Annotated in this window: 23 protein-coding genes; 6 read left to right on the forward strand and 17 right to left on the reverse strand. The window is 59.8% G+C overall.

The annotated features are described in order from the left end of the window. The first annotated feature begins 89 nt into the window (after positions 1-89). Positions 90-581 carry a hypothetical protein gene (locus tag ABRP87_RS07420; protein WP_349868224.1) on the forward strand — a complete coding sequence of 164 codons (492 nt, stop codon included), beginning with the start codon at positions 90-92 and terminating at the stop codon, positions 579-581. A 292-nt stretch (positions 582-873) separates the two neighbouring features. On the opposite strand, the gene ABRP87_RS07425 is transcribed toward ABRP87_RS07420, so the two are convergent. Both ABRP87_RS07425 and ABRP87_RS07430 read right to left on the reverse strand, forming a co-directional pair. Further along, positions 874-2,889 carry a sucrose-specific PTS transporter subunit IIBC gene (locus ABRP87_RS07425; RefSeq protein ID WP_349868225.1) on the reverse strand — a complete coding sequence of 672 codons (2,016 nt, stop codon included), beginning with the start codon at positions 2,887-2,889 and terminating at the stop codon, positions 874-876. 124 nt (positions 2,890-3,013) lie between these two features. Next, complete coding sequence (locus ABRP87_RS07430) at positions 3,014-4,222, reverse strand: glycoside hydrolase family 32 protein (RefSeq protein WP_349868227.1); 1,209 nt, start codon at positions 4,220-4,222, stop codon at positions 3,014-3,016. Between the two features lie 20 nt (positions 4,223-4,242). Here ABRP87_RS07430 and ABRP87_RS07435 point away from each other — a divergent pair, with 20 nt between their 5' ends. Then, the gene (locus tag ABRP87_RS07435) at positions 4,243-5,127 is read left to right on the forward strand and encodes a carbohydrate kinase family protein (protein WP_349868228.1); all 885 of its coding nucleotides are present in this window, start codon (positions 4,243-4,245) and stop codon (positions 5,125-5,127) included. Then, entirely contained in the window at positions 5,124-5,519 is a 396-nt protein-coding gene (locus ABRP87_RS07440; RefSeq protein WP_023016742.1) for a hypothetical protein, read from the forward strand. Before ABRP87_RS07435 ends, ABRP87_RS07440 begins: the two co-directional genes overlap by 4 nt. A gap of 38 nt (positions 5,520-5,557) precedes the next feature. On the opposite strand, the gene ABRP87_RS07445 is transcribed toward ABRP87_RS07440, so the two are convergent. From ABRP87_RS07445 to ABRP87_RS07460, 4 genes are all read right to left on the reverse strand, one after another. Next, a complete protein-coding gene (locus ABRP87_RS07445; RefSeq protein WP_349868229.1) occupies positions 5,558-6,385 on the reverse strand; it encodes an ABC transporter ATP-binding protein in 828 nt (275 codons plus the stop codon). An 84-nt stretch (positions 6,386-6,469) separates the two neighbouring features. After that, positions 6,470-7,504: a FecCD family ABC transporter permease gene (locus ABRP87_RS07450; protein ID WP_349868230.1), complete on the reverse strand. Its 1,035-nt coding sequence runs from the start codon at positions 7,502-7,504 to the stop codon at positions 6,470-6,472. Beyond that, positions 7,501-8,580 (reverse strand): FecCD family ABC transporter permease, encoded by a 1,080-nt coding sequence (locus ABRP87_RS07455; protein WP_349868231.1) that lies wholly within the window; start codon positions 8,578-8,580, stop codon positions 7,501-7,503. Before ABRP87_RS07455 ends, ABRP87_RS07450 begins: the two co-directional genes overlap by 4 nt. Further along, positions 8,581-9,528: an ABC transporter substrate-binding protein gene (locus tag ABRP87_RS07460; RefSeq protein ID WP_349868232.1), complete on the reverse strand. Its 948-nt coding sequence runs from the start codon at positions 9,526-9,528 to the stop codon at positions 8,581-8,583. A 127-nt stretch (positions 9,529-9,655) separates the two neighbouring features. Here ABRP87_RS07460 and ABRP87_RS07465 point away from each other — a divergent pair, with 127 nt between their 5' ends. After that, positions 9,656-10,450 (forward strand): siderophore-interacting protein, encoded by a 795-nt coding sequence (locus tag ABRP87_RS07465; RefSeq protein ID WP_349862042.1) that lies wholly within the window; start codon positions 9,656-9,658, stop codon positions 10,448-10,450. A 71-nt stretch (positions 10,451-10,521) separates the two neighbouring features. On the opposite strand, the gene rpsQ is transcribed toward ABRP87_RS07465, so the two are convergent. The 11 genes from rpsQ to rpsJ are packed head-to-tail and all read right to left on the reverse strand — an operon-like array spanning position 10,522 to position 15,696. Then, positions 10,522-10,830 carry a 30S ribosomal protein S17 gene (gene rpsQ, locus ABRP87_RS07470; protein ID WP_023025182.1) on the reverse strand — a complete coding sequence of 103 codons (309 nt, stop codon included), beginning with the start codon at positions 10,828-10,830 and terminating at the stop codon, positions 10,522-10,524. Positions 10,831-10,832: 2 nt separating this feature from the next. Further along, on the reverse strand, positions 10,833-11,063 hold the full coding sequence (rpmC, locus tag ABRP87_RS07475; RefSeq protein WP_005276944.1) for a 50S ribosomal protein L29: 231 nt from the start codon (positions 11,061-11,063) through the stop codon (positions 10,833-10,835). Next, the gene (gene rplP, locus ABRP87_RS07480; RefSeq protein WP_005276943.1) at positions 11,063-11,479 is read right to left on the reverse strand and encodes a 50S ribosomal protein L16; all 417 of its coding nucleotides are present in this window, start codon (positions 11,477-11,479) and stop codon (positions 11,063-11,065) included. Before rplP ends, rpmC begins: the two co-directional genes overlap by 1 nt. Positions 11,480-11,482: 3 nt before the next feature. After that, positions 11,483-12,229 carry a 30S ribosomal protein S3 gene (gene rpsC / locus ABRP87_RS07485; protein ID WP_005276941.1) on the reverse strand — a complete coding sequence of 249 codons (747 nt, stop codon included), beginning with the start codon at positions 12,227-12,229 and terminating at the stop codon, positions 11,483-11,485. Continuing rightward, positions 12,229-12,591: a 50S ribosomal protein L22 gene (gene rplV / locus ABRP87_RS07490; protein ID WP_349868233.1), complete on the reverse strand. Its 363-nt coding sequence runs from the start codon at positions 12,589-12,591 to the stop codon at positions 12,229-12,231. The genes rpsC and rplV overlap by 1 nt, the downstream gene beginning before the upstream one ends. A gap of 3 nt (positions 12,592-12,594) precedes the next feature. Then, a complete protein-coding gene (gene rpsS / locus ABRP87_RS07495; RefSeq protein ID WP_005276936.1) occupies positions 12,595-12,873 on the reverse strand; it encodes a 30S ribosomal protein S19 in 279 nt (92 codons plus the stop codon). A 13-nt stretch (positions 12,874-12,886) separates the two neighbouring features. Then, positions 12,887-13,723 carry a 50S ribosomal protein L2 gene (rplB, locus tag ABRP87_RS07500; protein ID WP_349862043.1) on the reverse strand — a complete coding sequence of 279 codons (837 nt, stop codon included), beginning with the start codon at positions 13,721-13,723 and terminating at the stop codon, positions 12,887-12,889. Between the two features lie 35 nt (positions 13,724-13,758). Next, positions 13,759-14,061, reverse strand: coding sequence for a 50S ribosomal protein L23 (gene rplW, locus ABRP87_RS07505; protein ID WP_005276934.1), 303 nt, complete (start codon positions 14,059-14,061; stop codon positions 13,759-13,761). Continuing rightward, positions 14,061-14,714: a 50S ribosomal protein L4 gene (gene rplD, locus ABRP87_RS07510; RefSeq protein WP_005281229.1), complete on the reverse strand. Its 654-nt coding sequence runs from the start codon at positions 14,712-14,714 to the stop codon at positions 14,061-14,063. The genes rplW and rplD overlap by 1 nt, the downstream gene beginning before the upstream one ends. Beyond that, entirely contained in the window at positions 14,711-15,367 is a 657-nt protein-coding gene (gene rplC, locus ABRP87_RS07515) for a 50S ribosomal protein L3 (RefSeq protein WP_349853299.1), read from the reverse strand. The genes rplD and rplC overlap by 4 nt, the downstream gene beginning before the upstream one ends. A 23-nt stretch (positions 15,368-15,390) precedes the next feature. Continuing rightward, positions 15,391-15,696 (reverse strand): 30S ribosomal protein S10, encoded by a 306-nt coding sequence (gene rpsJ / locus ABRP87_RS07520; RefSeq protein WP_005286760.1) that lies wholly within the window; start codon positions 15,694-15,696, stop codon positions 15,391-15,393. Positions 15,697-16,407: 711 nt separating this feature from the next. Here rpsJ and ABRP87_RS07525 point away from each other — a divergent pair. Continuing rightward, positions 16,408-16,887, forward strand: a complete 480-nt coding sequence (locus ABRP87_RS07525; protein ID WP_005276899.1) for an Asp23/Gls24 family envelope stress response protein — start codon at positions 16,408-16,410, stop codon at positions 16,885-16,887. A 5-nt stretch (positions 16,888-16,892) separates the two neighbouring features. Further along, entirely contained in the window at positions 16,893-17,240 is a 348-nt protein-coding gene (locus tag ABRP87_RS07530; protein ID WP_023025177.1) for a Rossmann-fold NAD(P)-binding domain-containing protein, read from the forward strand. Positions 17,241-17,242: the final 2 nt, after the last annotated feature.

The raw sequence follows: 17,242 nt of genomic DNA on the forward strand, positions 1-17,242 counted from the left end.
CCTAAAAAATCCCGAGTTGAGGATCCGCCCCCGTCCGCCCCACCCGCGAGATTGACAAACTATATAGGAACACCCCCCTAAGGACAAAAATGAATCGCATACCTAAAGTTCTGACCGCCACTGCGTTAGCTGGCGCCCTCGCCTTCGGCGTCACACCCACCGCCCCTACGCCGGAAGCAAACGCTCAGGCGCAAAGTGGAATTGGAATTGCTGCCTTAGCAGCAGTTCTCGTAATCGGTGGCGTGACGTGGTACCTCGCCAAGGACGGCATTGCCTACATCAGAGATCAATCTCGGACTCACTTGGAGCCTACTCCAGAAGAGAAAGCCGCCTCCCAAGAAATGATCAAAAACAACAAAGAAGAAGTAATCGCTCAAAGTGGCGCAATCGAGGAAACGGCTCCTGAGCAGGCCCCCGTCGAAACACCGGTGGAAGCCGAAGCACCTGCAGCTGTTGAGGCTCCGCGTGGCATGGCGGCAGAAACCGGCTCGAACACTGTCGCTCGGCTCCTAGCAGCCCTCAGCATTGCAGCAATGATGCTTGGCGGCGTGTTCACCGCCCGCCGGAGATTCTTCGCATAGTTCAATTCTCTTGCACTAAACGGTAGGTGTGCGTTAGCACTCGTATTCCTGAGTAGCCCTAAGGCAATTTCCCACGCGATTGGCCCACAGCAAAACTTAGCCGTGCCGGTGTTGGTAGCGACCGACTTGGCGGTCTCTTATGGTTTTCTAGGGGATCGATACCGTAGCCATTGTCACCGTGGTGACACCAGCCGCCCAAAGCCTGGGCAACGGCGCAACGGCGCCTAATGAACACCAACAAGTAAAAGGCTGGGTTTATCCCCAGCCTTTCTTGTATCAGAAACCCCAGCCCTTAAGACGTAGCTTCCTTCGTAGAAGTCTCCGCAGTCTCCTGCCTAGCCTTTGGATCAACGGTAAATAGGTCCGTCCCAGAACCGATGAGCTCGCCCTCGCGGAAAGCCGCGGTGGGAATAACGGGGCCAGTCTTCTTAGCATTGGACACAACCACTGGCGTCGTTACCGGCAGGCCCGCTTCCTTGATGGCCTCGATATCGAATTCAGCCAGGACCTCGCCTTGCCTTACGGTATCGCCCTTATTGACATGCGAGGTGAAGTGTTCGCCCTTGAGGTTTACCGTATCGAAGCCAATGTGCATAAGGATGTCAATCGGCCCCACCGCTGGGTCTTCGACACGCAGGGCGTAGGCGTGGTGAGAAGGGAAGGTCACGGTGATGGTGCCATCGGCAGGCGCGACGAGCTTGCCCACGGTCGGTTCGATAGCAACGCCTTTGCCCAACTTGCCCCCGGCAAACATGGGATCCTCAACTTTGGATAGGGGCACGGCGTTGCCCTCTAGCGGGGAAAAGATTGTCGCGGCATTCTCACCGGCGGAGCCAGCGGCAGCAGCCTCGGCGGCCAAAGCCTGTGCTGCGGGAGGATTAACTTCATCAGGATCAATGGTGCCATTGCGATGGATGAGCACGCGCCCGTACAGGTAGGCCCCGATGAAGGCTACGGCGAAGGAGATGACACCACACAGCAAGAAGGTTGGGACAAAGCGCGGAACGGAAACGAAACCAATGAAGCCGGCGGCGCCGAGGGCATCCGCAAGCACGCCAAAAATGGCGATGAACGTAGACGCAATGGCTGATGCCGCCATACCGATATAAAACGGCCAACGCAGGCGCAGGTTAACGCCGAAAATCGCGGGCTCAGTAATACCAAACAGCGCCGAGATACCGGAGGCACCGGCCAAGCCCTTGAGCTTTTCGGAACGCGCCAAGAAGTACACTGCCAAGGCCACGCCACCCTGGGCAATATTGGCCATCGAGGCAATGGGGAAGATGAAGGAACCGCCCTCATTCCACAGCATCGTCTCAATGGGCGGGAAGGATTGGTGTAGTCCGGTAATGACGATCGGCGAATAAACCAGACCGAAAAGGAAGCCCGCCACGGGACCGGCAAAGTCATACAAGTTGGCCAGCCCCATGCCCAACCACTCACCGGCGGTACGCAAGATGGGTCCTAGGCCCATAAAGGTAATAAAGCCCGTCACCAGTAGGGTAAGCAGGGGCGTGAGCATGAAGTCCACGGTGCCCTTGAGGTGCTTGTGCAGGAACTTTTCAATCGTCGCCAAGATCCAGGCGATGACCAGAATGGGCAAGATGGAGCCTTGGTAGCCAGCTTGGGCAACGTCGATGCCAAAGATATCCCAGTAGGGCATCTCGCCATTATCAATGGCCTCAGCAACGTTATAGCCGCTAACCAAATCCGGCATGACCATCGCCATGGCCATGCCAGCACCGAGGAATTCATTGCCGCCAAAGCGCTTAGTAGCAGTAAAGCCCACGAGGATGGGCAAGAAAGCAAAGGGAGCGGATGCCAGGAGATTGACCAGTCCAGCAAAACCTTCCCACGAGGGATACATTTCGATGACGGATTGATCCCCAAATAATCCCGGCGCGGTCAGCACATTATTTAATGCCATCAACAAACCGCCGCCGAGCAGGATGGGGATTAGCGGAACAAAGATATCGGCCAAGACCTTGACCGCACGGGAGAACCAGTTCCCAGATTCCGCGGCAATATCCTTGAGGCGATCGGTGGACACGGCGACGTCCTTGGAAATGGACTTGGTCATTTCCTGAAAGACGATATTGACATCGCCTGGGCCCACGATGACCTGGAACATACCACCGGCTTCGAAGGTGCCCTTCAGATCCGGATCGTTGTCTAGCGCTGCGGTATCTACCTTGTCCGAATCATCCAAGACCATGCGCAAGCGCGTGGCGCAGTGGGCAAGGGCAATAATATTATCTTCGCCGCCTAATGCCTTCAGGGTGCGGGCGGCGACCTCTTTATGCTCCATGGACCAACCTTTGTTATTTAGGTCACATTAAGTGACCGAATGTGATTGACTACTTCCCATTTAAGTCTGTTTGGGCCCAAATGTCCACAAAGCAAAAAGCTGTCGATCCTAGTTCCGCAGGGTCTTAGTCCAGCGGCTCCCATGCATGCCAGGGAGCATCACCAAAGACCGCGAAGGACGCGGCGATGCGACCGCCACCGGCAAAGACTTCTACGGCGCAGCCATCGGCGATGAGCCGCATTTCTCCATCGGGGCATGCGATCGGCTCACCGTCGTTGAAAGAGATGGTGCCACCTCCTTGCACCACGCGAAACGCTTCCTTGCCAGTGGCATCGACAAGCGCATAAGCTCCCTCCCCCGTTATATCGATGGTCGAGCCATAGCCCTCCCTGCCGCGGGTTTCCGGCAGCGCAGACCACAGAGGTTCTTGGCACAGGTAATTATCCTCCAGCCACAGCTGCCGCGGAATAGTCAAGGTATGCACCCACCCGTGCGTTGGCGTCTCATCATGAGCGGGCATGCCCATCCAGCCCAGCAAGATATTTTCCTCGGTTGCCTGCGGCGCATAGAACTGCGTGCCGTGATCCAGAAGGGTAAAGCCACGCTCAACGTGGAAATTAAGCCCGTCCAAGGTGCCGACGACGTAGCCGCACCGGTCCGTTTCCTCCTGTGGGCAGAAGATCAACACGTGTTTATCCCCAAAGGTCAGCAGGTTGGGGCACTCCCACATATAGCCACCGGGAAGCTGCGCGGGATCATCAAAAACAAGCTCACCCTGAAACTCCCACTGCCTTAAATCCTGTGAATAATACAGCACGATGGTTCCGCGTTCGTCTTCCGTTTGCGCACCAATGACCATGCGCCATCCCTCCCCGGCGCGGGAAATATGGGGATCGCGGAAATGGCCGGTATATCCCTCCGGAGAATCAGCGATGAGCGGGTTGTCGGCATCGCGGACATAAATCCCGCCTTCCGGCCCAGAGGGGTCCATGACCCGCACGCGGTTCTGCGACGGGATGCGGCGCCCGTCTTCTTTCAAGTTGCCCGTATAAAAAAGCCACACGTCCGTGCCGTCAACAACGGCCCCACCGGAGTAGCACCCATCCTTGTCATAGGGCAGGTCAGGATAAAGCGCATCGGGATAATGCCGCCATGGAGTAGGCGCGGACACCGTGGTGGTGGCGTGACCCCAGCCAGTCCGCTTGGGCTTGTGCGGAAAGGCAGGGTCATGCTGGTAATATGCGTGCAGAATATCGCCATCCACAAAAAGACCGTTGGGGTCATTGAGGCGGCCCAGTGGTGGGGCGAGGTGAAAGTTCGGTCGGTGGTTCATGTCCCCGATACTATGGAACTATGACTATTCATGTGTGCGGCGAAGGCCTCGTGGACCTGGTTCCGGTATCCCCCGGCCGCTTGAATGACCTCACCCCGGCGCTGGGCGGCGGCCCCTTCAACGTGGCCATCGCCGCGGCGCGCTTGGGCGCGGACGTGGAATTTCAATCGCGGATTTCTACCGATGGGTTTGGCCAGGAATTATTCCGACGCTTGGAAGAAGAAGGCGTCGTAACCGCCCACGTGCAGCGCGGCGAAGAACCGACCACCCTGGCGGTGACCACCATCGCGGATAATGGCACGGCCTCTTATAACTTTTATGTGGAAGGCACAGCAGATCGCTTCGTTGAACCCAAATTATTTCCGGCCGATACCGCCTGCTTCGGTACCGTCTCCCTGGCCTTGGAACCAGGCGCTTCGCGCTATGCGCAGCTGCTCAAGGACTTCGCCGCACAGGGAACACTCGTGGCCTTAGACCCCAATATCCGGCACTTTTATGCCACCGATGCGCATAAGAAATTCTTGGCTGATTTGCTGCCACACGTCTCGGTGCTGAAGCTGTCGGATGAAGAGGTGGACTTTTTAGGCGAAGACTTCACCAACCAGGTACCCATCGTGGTCACCACCCGCGGCGGCGACGGAATTAGCGTCAGAGCTGGGGATACTTCTCTCGACGTTCCTGCAGCCGCGGTTGAAGTCACCGATACCATCGGCGCCGGCGACACCATCATGGCAGCCCTTTTGGCGCAATTAGATGAACGCCGCCTCGATGCGGACAAGGCCGCAGCACTGAGCGCCGGGGAGTGGCGCGATATCCTCCACTTTGCTGCCACCGCAGCCGGCATCACCGTCTCCCGCACCGGCGCCAATCCCCCACTGCGCAAGGAAGTAGAGTCTGCCCTATGAGCTATACCAAGCGCACGCTGTGGATACACCTGGGCCTATTCCTCTTAGCATTCCTCGCATTCATCCTCCCCGTCGTCGTCGGCACCGCAGCCCTACTCCCCCTCTGGCTCTCGGGTGGAGTAAGCATCATCCTTGCAGCGGGCGCGCTTATCGATGCCGCCTTTAAGTTCTTCGCCCCCGCCTCCCCACGCAGCCTCAAGTTGCTCTCCGGCATCGCCGGCATCGTGCTGCTGGTGGGCTGGGGAATCTGGATCTACATTTACGGCAACATGGCGGCAGTCGGCACGGGTACCTACCGCATTGGCAATTTCCTGTTGAGTGTCGGCTGCGTGCTCAACCTCTTCATCATCGCCATTTCGGTTTTGGATATCCGCCGGTTGGCGCGGCAGTAGCCGGACCAAGCGCTCCTGGCGCTTAGCGCGGGGTGCGCTCAGCGGTCGCTGGGGAGGACGCGGCGAGGGACGATAATGGGGGCATCGCCAAGCGGGTCGTCCCAGGCCTCCGCCTCGATGCCATAGGCCTGCGCCAATACCTTCGGAGCCAGCGCTTGTTTCGGCGCCCCTCGCGCGATGATTTCGCCGGTCTTCATCACCACCATGGAATCGGAGTAGTGGCCCGCGAGCATGAGATCGTGCAGGACCACAACCACTGTTTTGCCGGCGCGCGCCTGTGCGCGAGCCAGCTCCAGCATGCTCATGGCATGGGCGGGGTCGAGGAAGGTTGTGGGTTCATCGAGAAGCAGCACCGGCGTATCTTGCGCGAGCGCCAAAGCCAGCCAGACGCGCTGGCGCTGCCCGCCCGACAGGGAGGCGATATCGCGATCGAGGTAGTCCACAATCTCCGTGGCCTCGCAGGCCTGGGCGATGATCTCTCGGTCCGTAGGAGAAAGGCCGCGCATCCTGCCCTGATAGGGGTGGCGCCCGCGCGCGACCAACTCGCCTACCCGCAGCCCATCCGGCGCCACGGGGTGCTGCGGCAGAAGTGCCACCTGCTGCGCGGCTTCCTTCGCGTTCATCGCATGCAGGTCAGCCTCCCCGACTATGACGCTGCCCTGCCGCGGGGCCAGGATCTTAGATAGCGTCTTGAGCAGCGTGGACTTGCCGCAGCCATTGGGGCCAATGAGCGTGGTGACTTCACCGGCGCGGGCGTCCAGGTCAACGCCGGCGAGGATATCCTCGCCGTCCTTATATCCCGCATGGATGCCGGTGGCCTGGAGGCTACACCGGCGCTTCGAGCGCGTGGGCTGATTATCCGTCATATCTTTTCCTTCATCCACGTACGAGTGTGTAGCACTATTTGGGTGGCGCGCTGAGCTGAACCTCGCTGTGCCGCGCCACGGCGCTTAGCTGCGCCGGGCCGCATTCCACACCAATACCACCAGGGCACAGCCGCCGATGACCGAGGAGACCGCGCCCACCGGGGCATTGACCGGAATCGCGCCAGCGATGACGGCGCACACGGTCAGCAGCGCTGCGCCCGCGGCTGCCGATGCCACCGGCGAGGGCGTAGGCGTGCGCGCCACCATCCGCGCCAGGTGCGGTGCCAGCAGGGCGATAAATCCAATGGGCCCCACCACCGAAACCACCACGGCACAGATACCGGTTGCCGCGATGAGCAACAGGGCGCGCTGGCGGGTGATATTGACACCCAGGGTGGTCGCGGAGGAATCATCATGGGCAAGCAGCGGCAGCTCCCGCGCGCACCAGATGCCTATGGCGAGGAACGGCGCCAAGGCCACCAGCAGGGGAACGATGACCTCCATGCGCACGAACCCGGTCGATCCCGCCAGCCACGTTTGCGCCTCGGCCGCGCGCTGGATCTGGGCGCTGCGCATCAAATACGCCACGATGGCCTGAAACATCAGCGATAGGGCGATGCCGACGATGACGATGCGATTGCTCGTGCCGATGCCACCCAAGACGGCGAGGAGAATAACGACGAGGAGGGCGCCGCACATCGCCAAGCATGCCCGCCACCAGAAGTCCGGGATACCGTCCGCGAAACCGGGGCGCGAATGCACGGTGCCCAGCACCACCAGGACCGATGCGCCGCCAGTAACGCCGAGGATATCCGGCGATGCTAGCGGGTTGCGGGCCATGGTCTGCGTCCACGAACCGGCCACGCCGAGGGCGGCGCCGACGATGACGGTGGCGATGGCGACCGGCAGGCGCAAGTCCCATACCACCCTAATGTGGCTCTCGCTGCCGCCGCCGGTAAGCACATCGATGACCTGCCGCGGGCTCAACTCCAGCGGGCCTTGCCCCAGTAATACCAGGTAGGCGGCAAGTGCGATGAGGCCAAATACGAGCGTAGAGGCTAGCACGCGGACGTGCCTGCGGCGCTGCTGCGCTTGCAGGATACTGCTAATTGTTGTCATGCGTTATCGCCCCACGATCTACCCACGCCGCGGTGGGCGCCCCAAATGAGGAAGGGCGCGCCCACGATGGCAAGCACGATAGACATCTCTAGCTCCGAGTTACCGACGATGAGCCGGCCGATGATATCGGCGGCGAGCACGGCGCAACCGCCCAGGAGAGCAGAGGGCAGGATCATCGTGGCAACGCTGGGGCCAACCGCCCGCCGCACGATGTGGGGAATGGCGAAGCCGACGAAGGCAATGGGGCCCGTTGCCGCCGTGGCGCTGCCGGCCAGTACCACGACGCTGAGTGCTGCGCCCACCCGCGCGGTGGTGGGAGACCCGCCCAAGGCGAGCGAGGACTCCTCCCCCATGGCCAAAAGGTCGAGCGGCCTAGCCGCCATCGCCGCGCACGCGAGGCCAATGAGCAGGCCAATACCCGCAATGGCAACGTCTTCTGGGCCGCGCCCAAAGGTCGAGCCGATGGTCCAGCGCCGCATGCTATCGAGGACGTCCGTGGAATACAGGCCGATGATCACCGCGCCCGATCCCAAGGCGGCGGAGACACCGGCGCCGACGAGAATGAGCGTTAGCGGATCCTGAAACCGCCGCGAGACGGCCAGAACCAGCAGCGTGGTAATGCCCGCCCCTGCAAGCGCGAGGGTGGTGCGCATGCCGGTGGTGGTAGCAATGCCGATGGCCGTGCCTAGGGCAACGAAGAACGACGCGCCCGCGGTAATACCGATAAAGCCCGGGTCCGCCAGCGGGTTCCTGGTCCACGATTGCGCCAAGACACCGGCGACGGCAAGGGCTGCGCCGGCGAAATAGGCCAAGAAGGTGCGCGGCATGCGCAGGTTCCACACGATATCGCGGATATCCTGCTCGCCTGCCCTGCGCAGCGCGGCGATGACCTCATCGGGCGGAATGGAACGGGAACCCAGCGCCAAGGACGCCACCGCCAGCGCCAGGCTGGCGAGGATAAGGGCGACAAGGAACGTCTTACGGCCCTTTCCCCGCGCCATCACCGGTGTGGCTGTGGGGTTTTGCGCTGTGGGACCCGTCTGGATAGTCTGGCCGTCCTTCGTGGTTGCTGACAATTACAGCTTCTCTTCAAACTTATCTATTGCCCAGGGAATGGTCACTGGGTTCGGCATGCTCATGGCGTTGCCGGTATCCGTGTCTAGGTAGCGCACGCGCTTATCCTTGACTACATCGAGGCCCTGGAAGGTCTTATCCTTCTTCAAGACATCGGCAGAGCCGTTGTAATCCAGGACAAAGAGGTGATCAACCTGGTTGAGCTTTGCGTAGTTTTCCGGGGCAATGTCAACGAAGAAGCTGCTGCCATCGCCCTTCAACTCATCAGGGATTTCCATGCCAAGCTCCTCGATGAACTGGCCGCGCCCATCCTCATCGGTGTACAGGCCAATCTTGCCGTCATAGGGCATGACGATGGCTGCGGACTTGCCCTGCAATTCGGTGTGCTCGCGGCGGAATTCCTCGAAGGCGTTCTCGGTGTCCTTGATAAGTTTATCGCCTTTGTCTTCCTTATCCACGGCATCCGCGATGGCCTCAACCTGGTCCTCCCAGGGAACCTGCCAGTCTTCATAATCATCCGGCTTAACGGTGGTCGGCGCGATATCCTCCAGGGATTCCTTCGTGCGCGCATCCACCGCCTGGTTCACAGCAATGATCTTGGTGGGATCGGCAGCGGTGATCTGCTCGAAGGTATCCGCGGTAAATCCGGTCGCGGTGTTGTAGATGACCTCAGGCTTGGCATCGCCAAGCAGCTTCTTTGACCACGGGCCAACGCCGGAAGGATCGCCATCGCCCTCAGCGCCCCACGGCGCCACCGTCACGGGAGTGATGCCCAGGGCGAGCAGCGTATCGGCATCCCCCAAGCCCAGGCTAGCCACGCGCTCTTCGCTGGCGGCCTCGGTGGACTGCGTGCTTTCATCGCCCTCACCACGCGAGCAACCGGCTAATGCGACGGCTCCGGCTGACAGCAGTGCCACAACGCCCATGGTGCGGCGTCCGAAAATCTTCATGAAGCTGGACCTTTCAAAAAGGAAGAAATTGACGTTGTTGATCCTAGACCCGAATTGGAGGATTAGGCAAGGCTTAGCTTCGAACGAGTATGTTGGATGCATGAGCTGTTCCCTACAATCGTCCCCGATGCCTGAACACCAACTGATTCCCGTTACCCTGACCGCGAATGAACTGATCCGGCCGCGCCTGCACCGCCTGACGTTTCATGCCGAGGCGTTCCGGACGTATGACCTCGCCGGCCCCGATGAATTCTTTGGCCTTGTCATGCCCCAAACCGGGCAGGAATTTACGCCCTTCCCCGTCGACGGCGTTAACCTCCGAGCCGCCGTCGCCGCTATAGACGAGGAGACGCGGCCGGACCTGCGCTGGTACACCATCCGCGCGCTCCACCCCGAGGAGGCCACTATCGATGTCGACGTAGTCACCCACGGCGATTCCGGGCCCGGCTCGCGATGGATTCTGCGCGCGCAACCCGGCGATACAGCGGGGTTCTTTACCTGCAACGAGCTGTGGCGGCCAACCGAAGCAGCACAACTATTGGTCGCCGATGCCTCCGCCCTGCCGGCCCTGCGGCATATCCTGGCCTACCAAGAGGACCATAACCCGGCGATGCTCAGCCGCACCGACGTTATGGCCGTAGTGACCAGCGATGACGAAGTAGAGCCCGGGCTCGCGGCCAGGTGGGAGCCCAGCGTGCGTAGCCTGCGTGTCCTTCGCACCGAGCCGCACAAGGAGGCGGATTCTGTCGTTGCCGCGCTGAAAGCAGATTATGCCGGTGCGCCGACGCCAGGATACGTGTGGGTCTCCGGCGAGGGGGACTTGGCGAAGAAGGTCCGGGGCCTCGCGGTGAGAGATTGGGGCCTTTCTTCCGACGACGTCACCTGGGTGCCCTACTGGTTCTACGGAAGGGCCCGGCCTTAAGAGCTCTAAAACAGCTAAAGGCCCCTGTATCGAACCATATGGTCCGGTACAGAGGCTGCGCTGGCTAGGTTTTACTTAGCCTTCTCGATGATCTTTACGAGACGGAAGTGCTTGTCCTTGGACAGCGGGCGGGTCTCAGCGATACGTACGAGATCGCCTACGCCTGCAGTTTCTTCCTCATCGTGCGCCTTAACCTTCTTGTTAGAGCGCATGATCTTGCCGTACAGAGCGTGCTGCTTACGGTCTTCCAACTCGACAACGATGGTCTTGGACATCTTGTCCGAGACGACGTAGCCGGTGCGGACCTTAGGAGCACCCTTGACCTTCTCCTTCTTCGGAGTTGGTCCCTTCTTGGATTCAGTCACGTTAGCCTCACTCATGATTAAGCCTCAGCTCCCGGAGCGACAGACAGGCCCAGCTCGCGCTCGCGCAGAACGGTGTAGATGCGGGCAATGTCGCGCTTAACCGTGCCGATGCGGCGGTTGTTGGTCAGCTGGCCGGTGGCCTTCTGGAAACGAAGGTTGAACAGTTCTTCCTTCGCATCCTTCAGACGGGTTTCCAGCTCTGCGTTGTCGAGCTCACGGAACTCGTGGGCGGGGGTACCGGTTGCCATTAGAACTGGTCCTCCTTCTTGATGATGCGGACCTTGCAAGGAAGCTTCTGGCCAGCGCGGCGCAGAGCCTCGATTGCAACAGCCTCAGTTGGGTAGCTCATCTCGAAAAGTACGCGGCCAGGCTTCACGTTAGCCACCCACTTTTCAACCGGGCCCTTACCGGAACCCATACGAACACCGAGCGGCTTCTGGGTCAACGGACGGTCCGGGAAGATGTTGATCCACACCTTGCCACCACGCTTAACGTGGCGGTTGATGGCAATACGTGCGGCCTCAATCTGACGGTTGGTGATGTACGCAGGCTCCAGTGCCTGGATTGCGTAATCGCCGAAGTTAATGCGGTTTCCGCCCTTGGATACGCCACGACGGCTCGGGCGGTGCTGACGGCGGTACTTAACACGCTTAGGAATCAGCATGGATTAGCCCTCCTGCTTCTGCTGTGCACGCTGGCGGCGCTGGCCACCGCGGCGGGAGCGACCATTGCGGTCACCACGGCCACGGCCCTGTGCCGGAGCGTTCAGTTCGGACTCGCGTACGCCACCGACGACGTCACCCTTGTAGATCCACACCTTGATGCCGATGCGGCCGAAGGTGGTGTGGGCCTCTGCGGTGCCGTAGTCGATCTCGGCGCGAAGAGTGTGCAGCGGAACGCGGCCCTCGTGGTAGCGCTCGACGCGGGACATTTCTGCACCGCCCAGGCGGCCGGACAGCAGAATCTTGATGCCCTTAACCTGTGGCTGGCGCATAGCGGACTGGATAGCCTTGCGCATTGCACGACGGAATGCGACGCGGTTAACCAGCTGCTCCGCGATGGAGTGAGCAACGAGGGTTGCGTTTGCGTCTACCTGCTTGACCTCGAGGATGTTGAGGGCAACCATCTTGCCGGTGAGCTTTTCCAGCTCGCGGCGGATGCGGTCAGCCTCAGCACCGCGGCGGCCGATCACGATGCCCGGACGGGCGGTGTGAATGTCCACGCGGACGCGGTCACGGGTGCGCTCGATGACGATGTCGGCGATGCCGGCACGCTCGAGACCCTTGTTGAGGTAGTTACGAATCTTGATGTCTTCGGCTACGTAGTTCGCGTAGTCCTTATCCGCGAACCAGTGGGTCTTCCAGTCGGAAGTGATGCCCAAACGTAGGCCGTGAGGATGGATCTTCTGGCCCATTACTTGGCCCCTTCCTGCTGGCTTTCGACAACCACGGTGATGTGGCTGGTGCGCTTACGAATCATGAATGCACGACCCTGTGCACGCGGCTGGAAACGACGCATGATCGGTCCCTCGTTGGCGTATGCCTCGGAGATGACCAAGGTGCGTGGGTCGAGGCCGAAGTTGTTCTCAGCGTTAGCGGCTGCGGAAGCAACGACCTTTGCAACTGGCTTGGAAGCACCCTGTGGTGCGTACTTCAGGATTGCCAAAGCTTCGCTTACGGACTTGCCGCGGACCAGATCGAGCACACGACGTGCCTTCATCGGGGTAACGCGGACGTTGCGGGCCGTGGCGGATGCGGAGGTGATGGTCTCACTCATCGCTTATCGACGTCCCTTCTTGTCATCCTTGACGTGACCCTTAAAGGTCTTGGTTGGTGCAAACTCGCCCAACTTGTGGCCGACCATGGAGTCCTCGATAAAGACCGGCACATGCTTGCGGCCGTCGTGGACGGCGAAGGTGTGTCCGATGAAATCGGGGAGAATGGTCGAGCGGCGAGACCAGGTCTTGATGACCTGCTTGGTGCCTGCATCGTTTTGAGCATCCACCTTGTTGAGGAGGTGCTCATCGACGAACGGGCCTTTCTTAAGGCTGCGTGGCATTGTTTACCTCCTCTTAGCGCTTCTTGTTCGGGCGACGACGGCGCACGATCATGTTGTTGGAGTAACGGTTCGGGTTGCGGGTGCGACCCTCCTTGTGACCCCATGGGGACACTGGGTGGCGACCACCGGAGGTCTTTCCCTCACCACCACCGTGTGGGTGGTCAACCGGGTTCATAACGACACCACGGACGGTCGGGCGAACGCCCTTCCAACGCATGCGGCCGGCCTTGCCCCAGCGGATGTTCATCTGCTCGGCGTTGCCAACTTCACCAACCGTTGCGCGGCAACGGATGTCCACGCGGCGGATTTCAGAAGACGGCATACGCAGAACGGCGTACTTGCCTTCCTTACCCAGCAGCTGGATGGAAGCACCAGCAGAACGAGCCAGCTTAGCGCCAGCGCCCGGCTTGAGCTCAACAGCGTGGATGATCGAACCGGTCGGGATGTTGCGCAGCGGCAGGTTGTTGCCCACCTTGATATCTGCGTTCGCGCCGGACTCGACAACAGCACCCTGCTTCAGGCCCTTCGGCGCAATGATGTAGCGCTTCTCGCCATCTACGTAGTGCAGCAATGCAATGTTTGCGGTGCGGTTCGGGTCGTACTCGATGTGAGCGACCTTTGCCGGAATGCCGTCCTTGTCGTTACGACGGAAGTCGATCAGACGGTAACGGCGCTTGTGTCCACCGCCGATGTGGCGGGTGGTGATGCGGCCGTAGTTATTACGACCACCGGTTTTGCTCAGCGGGCGCAGCAGGGACTTCTCCGGAGTCGAGCGAGTGATCTCGTCGAACTCAGATACGGAGGATGCGCGGCGACCCGGAGTTGTCGGCTTGTACTTACGAATAGCCATAATTCTTCCTTTTCCTTTCGGCTCTCCGGTGGCGCTTAAGCGCCTGCGCCGAAGACGTCGATGGAGTCGCTGCCTTCACGGAGCGTCACGTATGCGCGCTTGGTGGACTTACGCTGACCGAAGCCGGTGCGGGTGCGCTTGCGCTTACCTGCACGGTTTACGGTATTCACGGAGTCGACCTTCACGTCAAAGATCTGCTCGACGGCATCTTTAATCTGGGACTTGTTGGAGTCTGGGGAGACGAAGAACGTGTAGACGTTCTGCTCCATCAGACCGTAGGACTTCTCAGATACAACCGGGGCGATGATGACATCGCGCGGGTTAGAAATCTTAGCCATTAGTTCTCCTCCTTATCCGCGCCGGTAGCGCGAGTGATGAAGGTGTGTAGCGCCTCAACGGAGAACACAACGTCATCGGAGTAGAGAACGTCGTAGGTGTTGAGCTGACCGGCGTCCAAGATCTGAACGTTCGGCAGGTTATTAGCGCTACGACGGGCGTTGATGTCCTCGCGGCCGATAACCAGCAGCACGTTGTCGCGCTCGGTCAGGGACTCGAGGAAAGCCTTGGCCGCCTTGGTGGACGGCTTCTGGCCAGGAACCAACTCTTCGATGACATGGATGCGCTCGTTGCGAGCACGGTCAGACAACGCACCGAAGAGAGCAGCCTTGATCATCTTCTTAGGGGTGCGCTGTGCGTAGCTACGTGGCTGCGGGCCGTGGACGGTGCCACCGCCGGTGTAGTGCGGCGCACGGATGGAACCCTGGCGCGCACGACCGGTGCCCTTCTGGCGGAAAGGCTTGCGACCACCACCGCGGACGTCGCCGCGGGTCTTGGTGGCGTGGGTGCCCTGACGAGCAGCAGCAAGCTGTGCGTTGACTACCTGGTGCATCAGAGCAACGGATGCCTCGGTGTCAAAGATTTCAGCCGGCAGGTCCACGGAGCCATTGGTCTTACCTTCGGAGGTGTGGACGTCTAGCTTGAGGTTGCTCATGCGTGTGCACCGCCCTTCACTGCGGTCTTAACGGTGACGAGGCCACCGCGCGCACCAGGGATAGCACCCTTGATGAGCAGCAGGTTGGACTCGACATCGACTTTCTGAATCTTCAGGTTTTGGGTCGTCACGCGGTCGTGGCCCATGCGGCCAGCCATGCGCTTGCCCTTGAAGACGCGGCCCGGGGTAGCAGCGCCACCGATACCACCAACGCGGCGGTGAGCGGCCTGGTTACCGTGAGCTGCGCCCTGACCCTGGAAGCCGTGGCGCTTCATAGCACCAGCGTAGCCGTGGCCCTTAGTCTGGCCGGTGACGTCAACGAAAGTGATGTCTTCGAAGATGTCTACCTTGACCTCTTGGCCAACCTCGTATGCGGAGGTGTCGTCCATGCGGATTTCCGCAACGTGACGACGCGGGGTTACGCCAGCCTTTTTGAAGTGACCAGACTCAGGCTTGTTTGCCTTGCGTGGGTCAATCTCGCCAAAGGCGATTTGGATGGCGCTGTAGCCATCGATTTCGGGGGTGCGAATCTGGGTGACAACGCATGGCCCTGCTTCAACGACGGTAACCGGAACAACGCGGTTTTCGTCGTCGAAGACCTGGGTCATGCCGAGCTTCTTGCCCAGAATGCCCTTGATCTCGTTTTCACTCATTATTAGTTCTCCACCAAAGTCGCTTACTGGATGTTCACGTCGACGCTTGCCGGAAGATCGATGCGCATCAAAGCATCAACGGTCTTCGGGGTCGGGTCGAGAATATCGATCAGGCGCTTGTGCGTGCGCATCTCGAAGTGCTCGCGAGAGTCCTTGTCCTTGTGCGGAGAACGAATAACTGCGTACACGTTCTTCTCGGTTGGGAGCGGCACTGGGCCAACTACACGAGCACCCGTACGGGTAACGGTCTCGACGATCTTCTTTGCAGAAGCGTCGATTGCCTCGTGGTCATAGGCCTTCAGCCGAATGCGGATCTTTTGTCCCGCCACGCTTATCCTCTTCCTCGCTTCCCCACTTTCACATTCCCGGCGTTTCCGGGGCGTGAAGCGGTGGGAAATTGCTTCTCGATTTCTCTATAACGTTGTCCGGGCTTGGGGCCTGACACAACGCCAGTGGTCTGACTGTCATGACAACCAAGAGATACAGCACATGGCAAATGCCAGTCTGCAGTGCTCCTGACGGGGCACAAGACCCGTAGTCAAAGTATTGTGAAGAGGACGGTTTTCACGCATTACACGTGGAGAGTGTCCTATTCGCTAACTGCCGCTGTTTATTTGCCATGCCCCTTCTCCGGTCCATCGTCTCGGGGTGTCTCTGCTCTAGCGCGGACCTAGCCCGATCGGATGACCTTCCAGTCTGTGTTTCAGGAAAATCCTGATCCACGGTGACAACGAAGGTGTCATGTTCGCTTTACCAGCTCAGCGCCTCGCCGATATGCACCGTGTCTAAGACGGTGCGTTACCGGTTCGCGCTGCCCTGTTAAAGCAACCTATGTATTTAAGCACGATGGGCTGGTGTTTTTCAAACCATCCCAGCAATAGTGCCAATAATCACGTTTTGGTAAATATTGTTGTCCCAGACCCCACGTGTGGTTAAGCGGTAGGTACGCTCAAGGAAGGATTTTGAACCGCTGGTTCTTGGTCCTTCAATTTCATATTGCGACCATGCAAGTCAATATTTAAGGAAAGGCCTTAAAGACCATGTCTGAGAACAACACTCCTGCAAAGCACTCTGAGAACAACGTTGCCGCTTCTGAAGAGCGCGAGGTAAACAACAACCTGGAGACTCAGTACGGCACCACCACCATTGATGACGTCGTTGTTTCCAAGATCGCTGGCATTGCAGCCCGCGAAGTTTCCGGCGTTGACTCCCTCGGTGGCGGCGGCGCTCGCATGATGGGCACCATCCGCGAGTCCTTCGGTGCATCCGAGGACGTACGCCAGGGTGTTGACGTAGAGGTAGAAAACGGCTCCGCAAAGATCGAGATCGCCATCACCGCTGAGTACGGTGTTGCTATCCACGAGCTGGCTGAGGCAATCCGCCGCAACATCATGAACGCTGTCGAGCGCATGACCGGCCTGACCGTAGAACGCGTTGATGTTGTTGTTCACAATGTCAAGCTGCCGAAGGAAGACTCCGAGTCTGAAGAGCAGGCTGCACTGAACCAGGGCCAGGCATAAGAACAATGCCTGAACCCCGAGCACAATTTGAGCTCGAGGTAAGCCACGCTCACGCAATTGCGGAAGCGGTGCAAAAGCTCAACGGTGTCGCGGGCCTTGACGGCGGACCCTACGGCTCGGTGAGCCTACTCTTCCCGGGCGAAAGGGTTACCGGCATGCGCCGGCCCGATCCCCGCGACGATCGCCACCTGCAAATCAACGTCCGTGTTGATATCAGTGCGCAGCCTGATCTGTACCGCCTAGCGGAAGAAATCCGCTCGGCCGCCCGCAAGGCATGTACGGAGCTGGAACGCGTCGACGTTGAGTTTTCTGACGCCGTAGATGGCTTATCCGCTGCTCCCTCGAAGGATTAGAT

Origin of the sequence: Corynebacterium sp. KPL2830, assembly GCF_040225635.1 — a bacterium.
Classification (GTDB): Bacteria; Actinomycetota; Actinomycetes; order Mycobacteriales; family Mycobacteriaceae; genus Corynebacterium.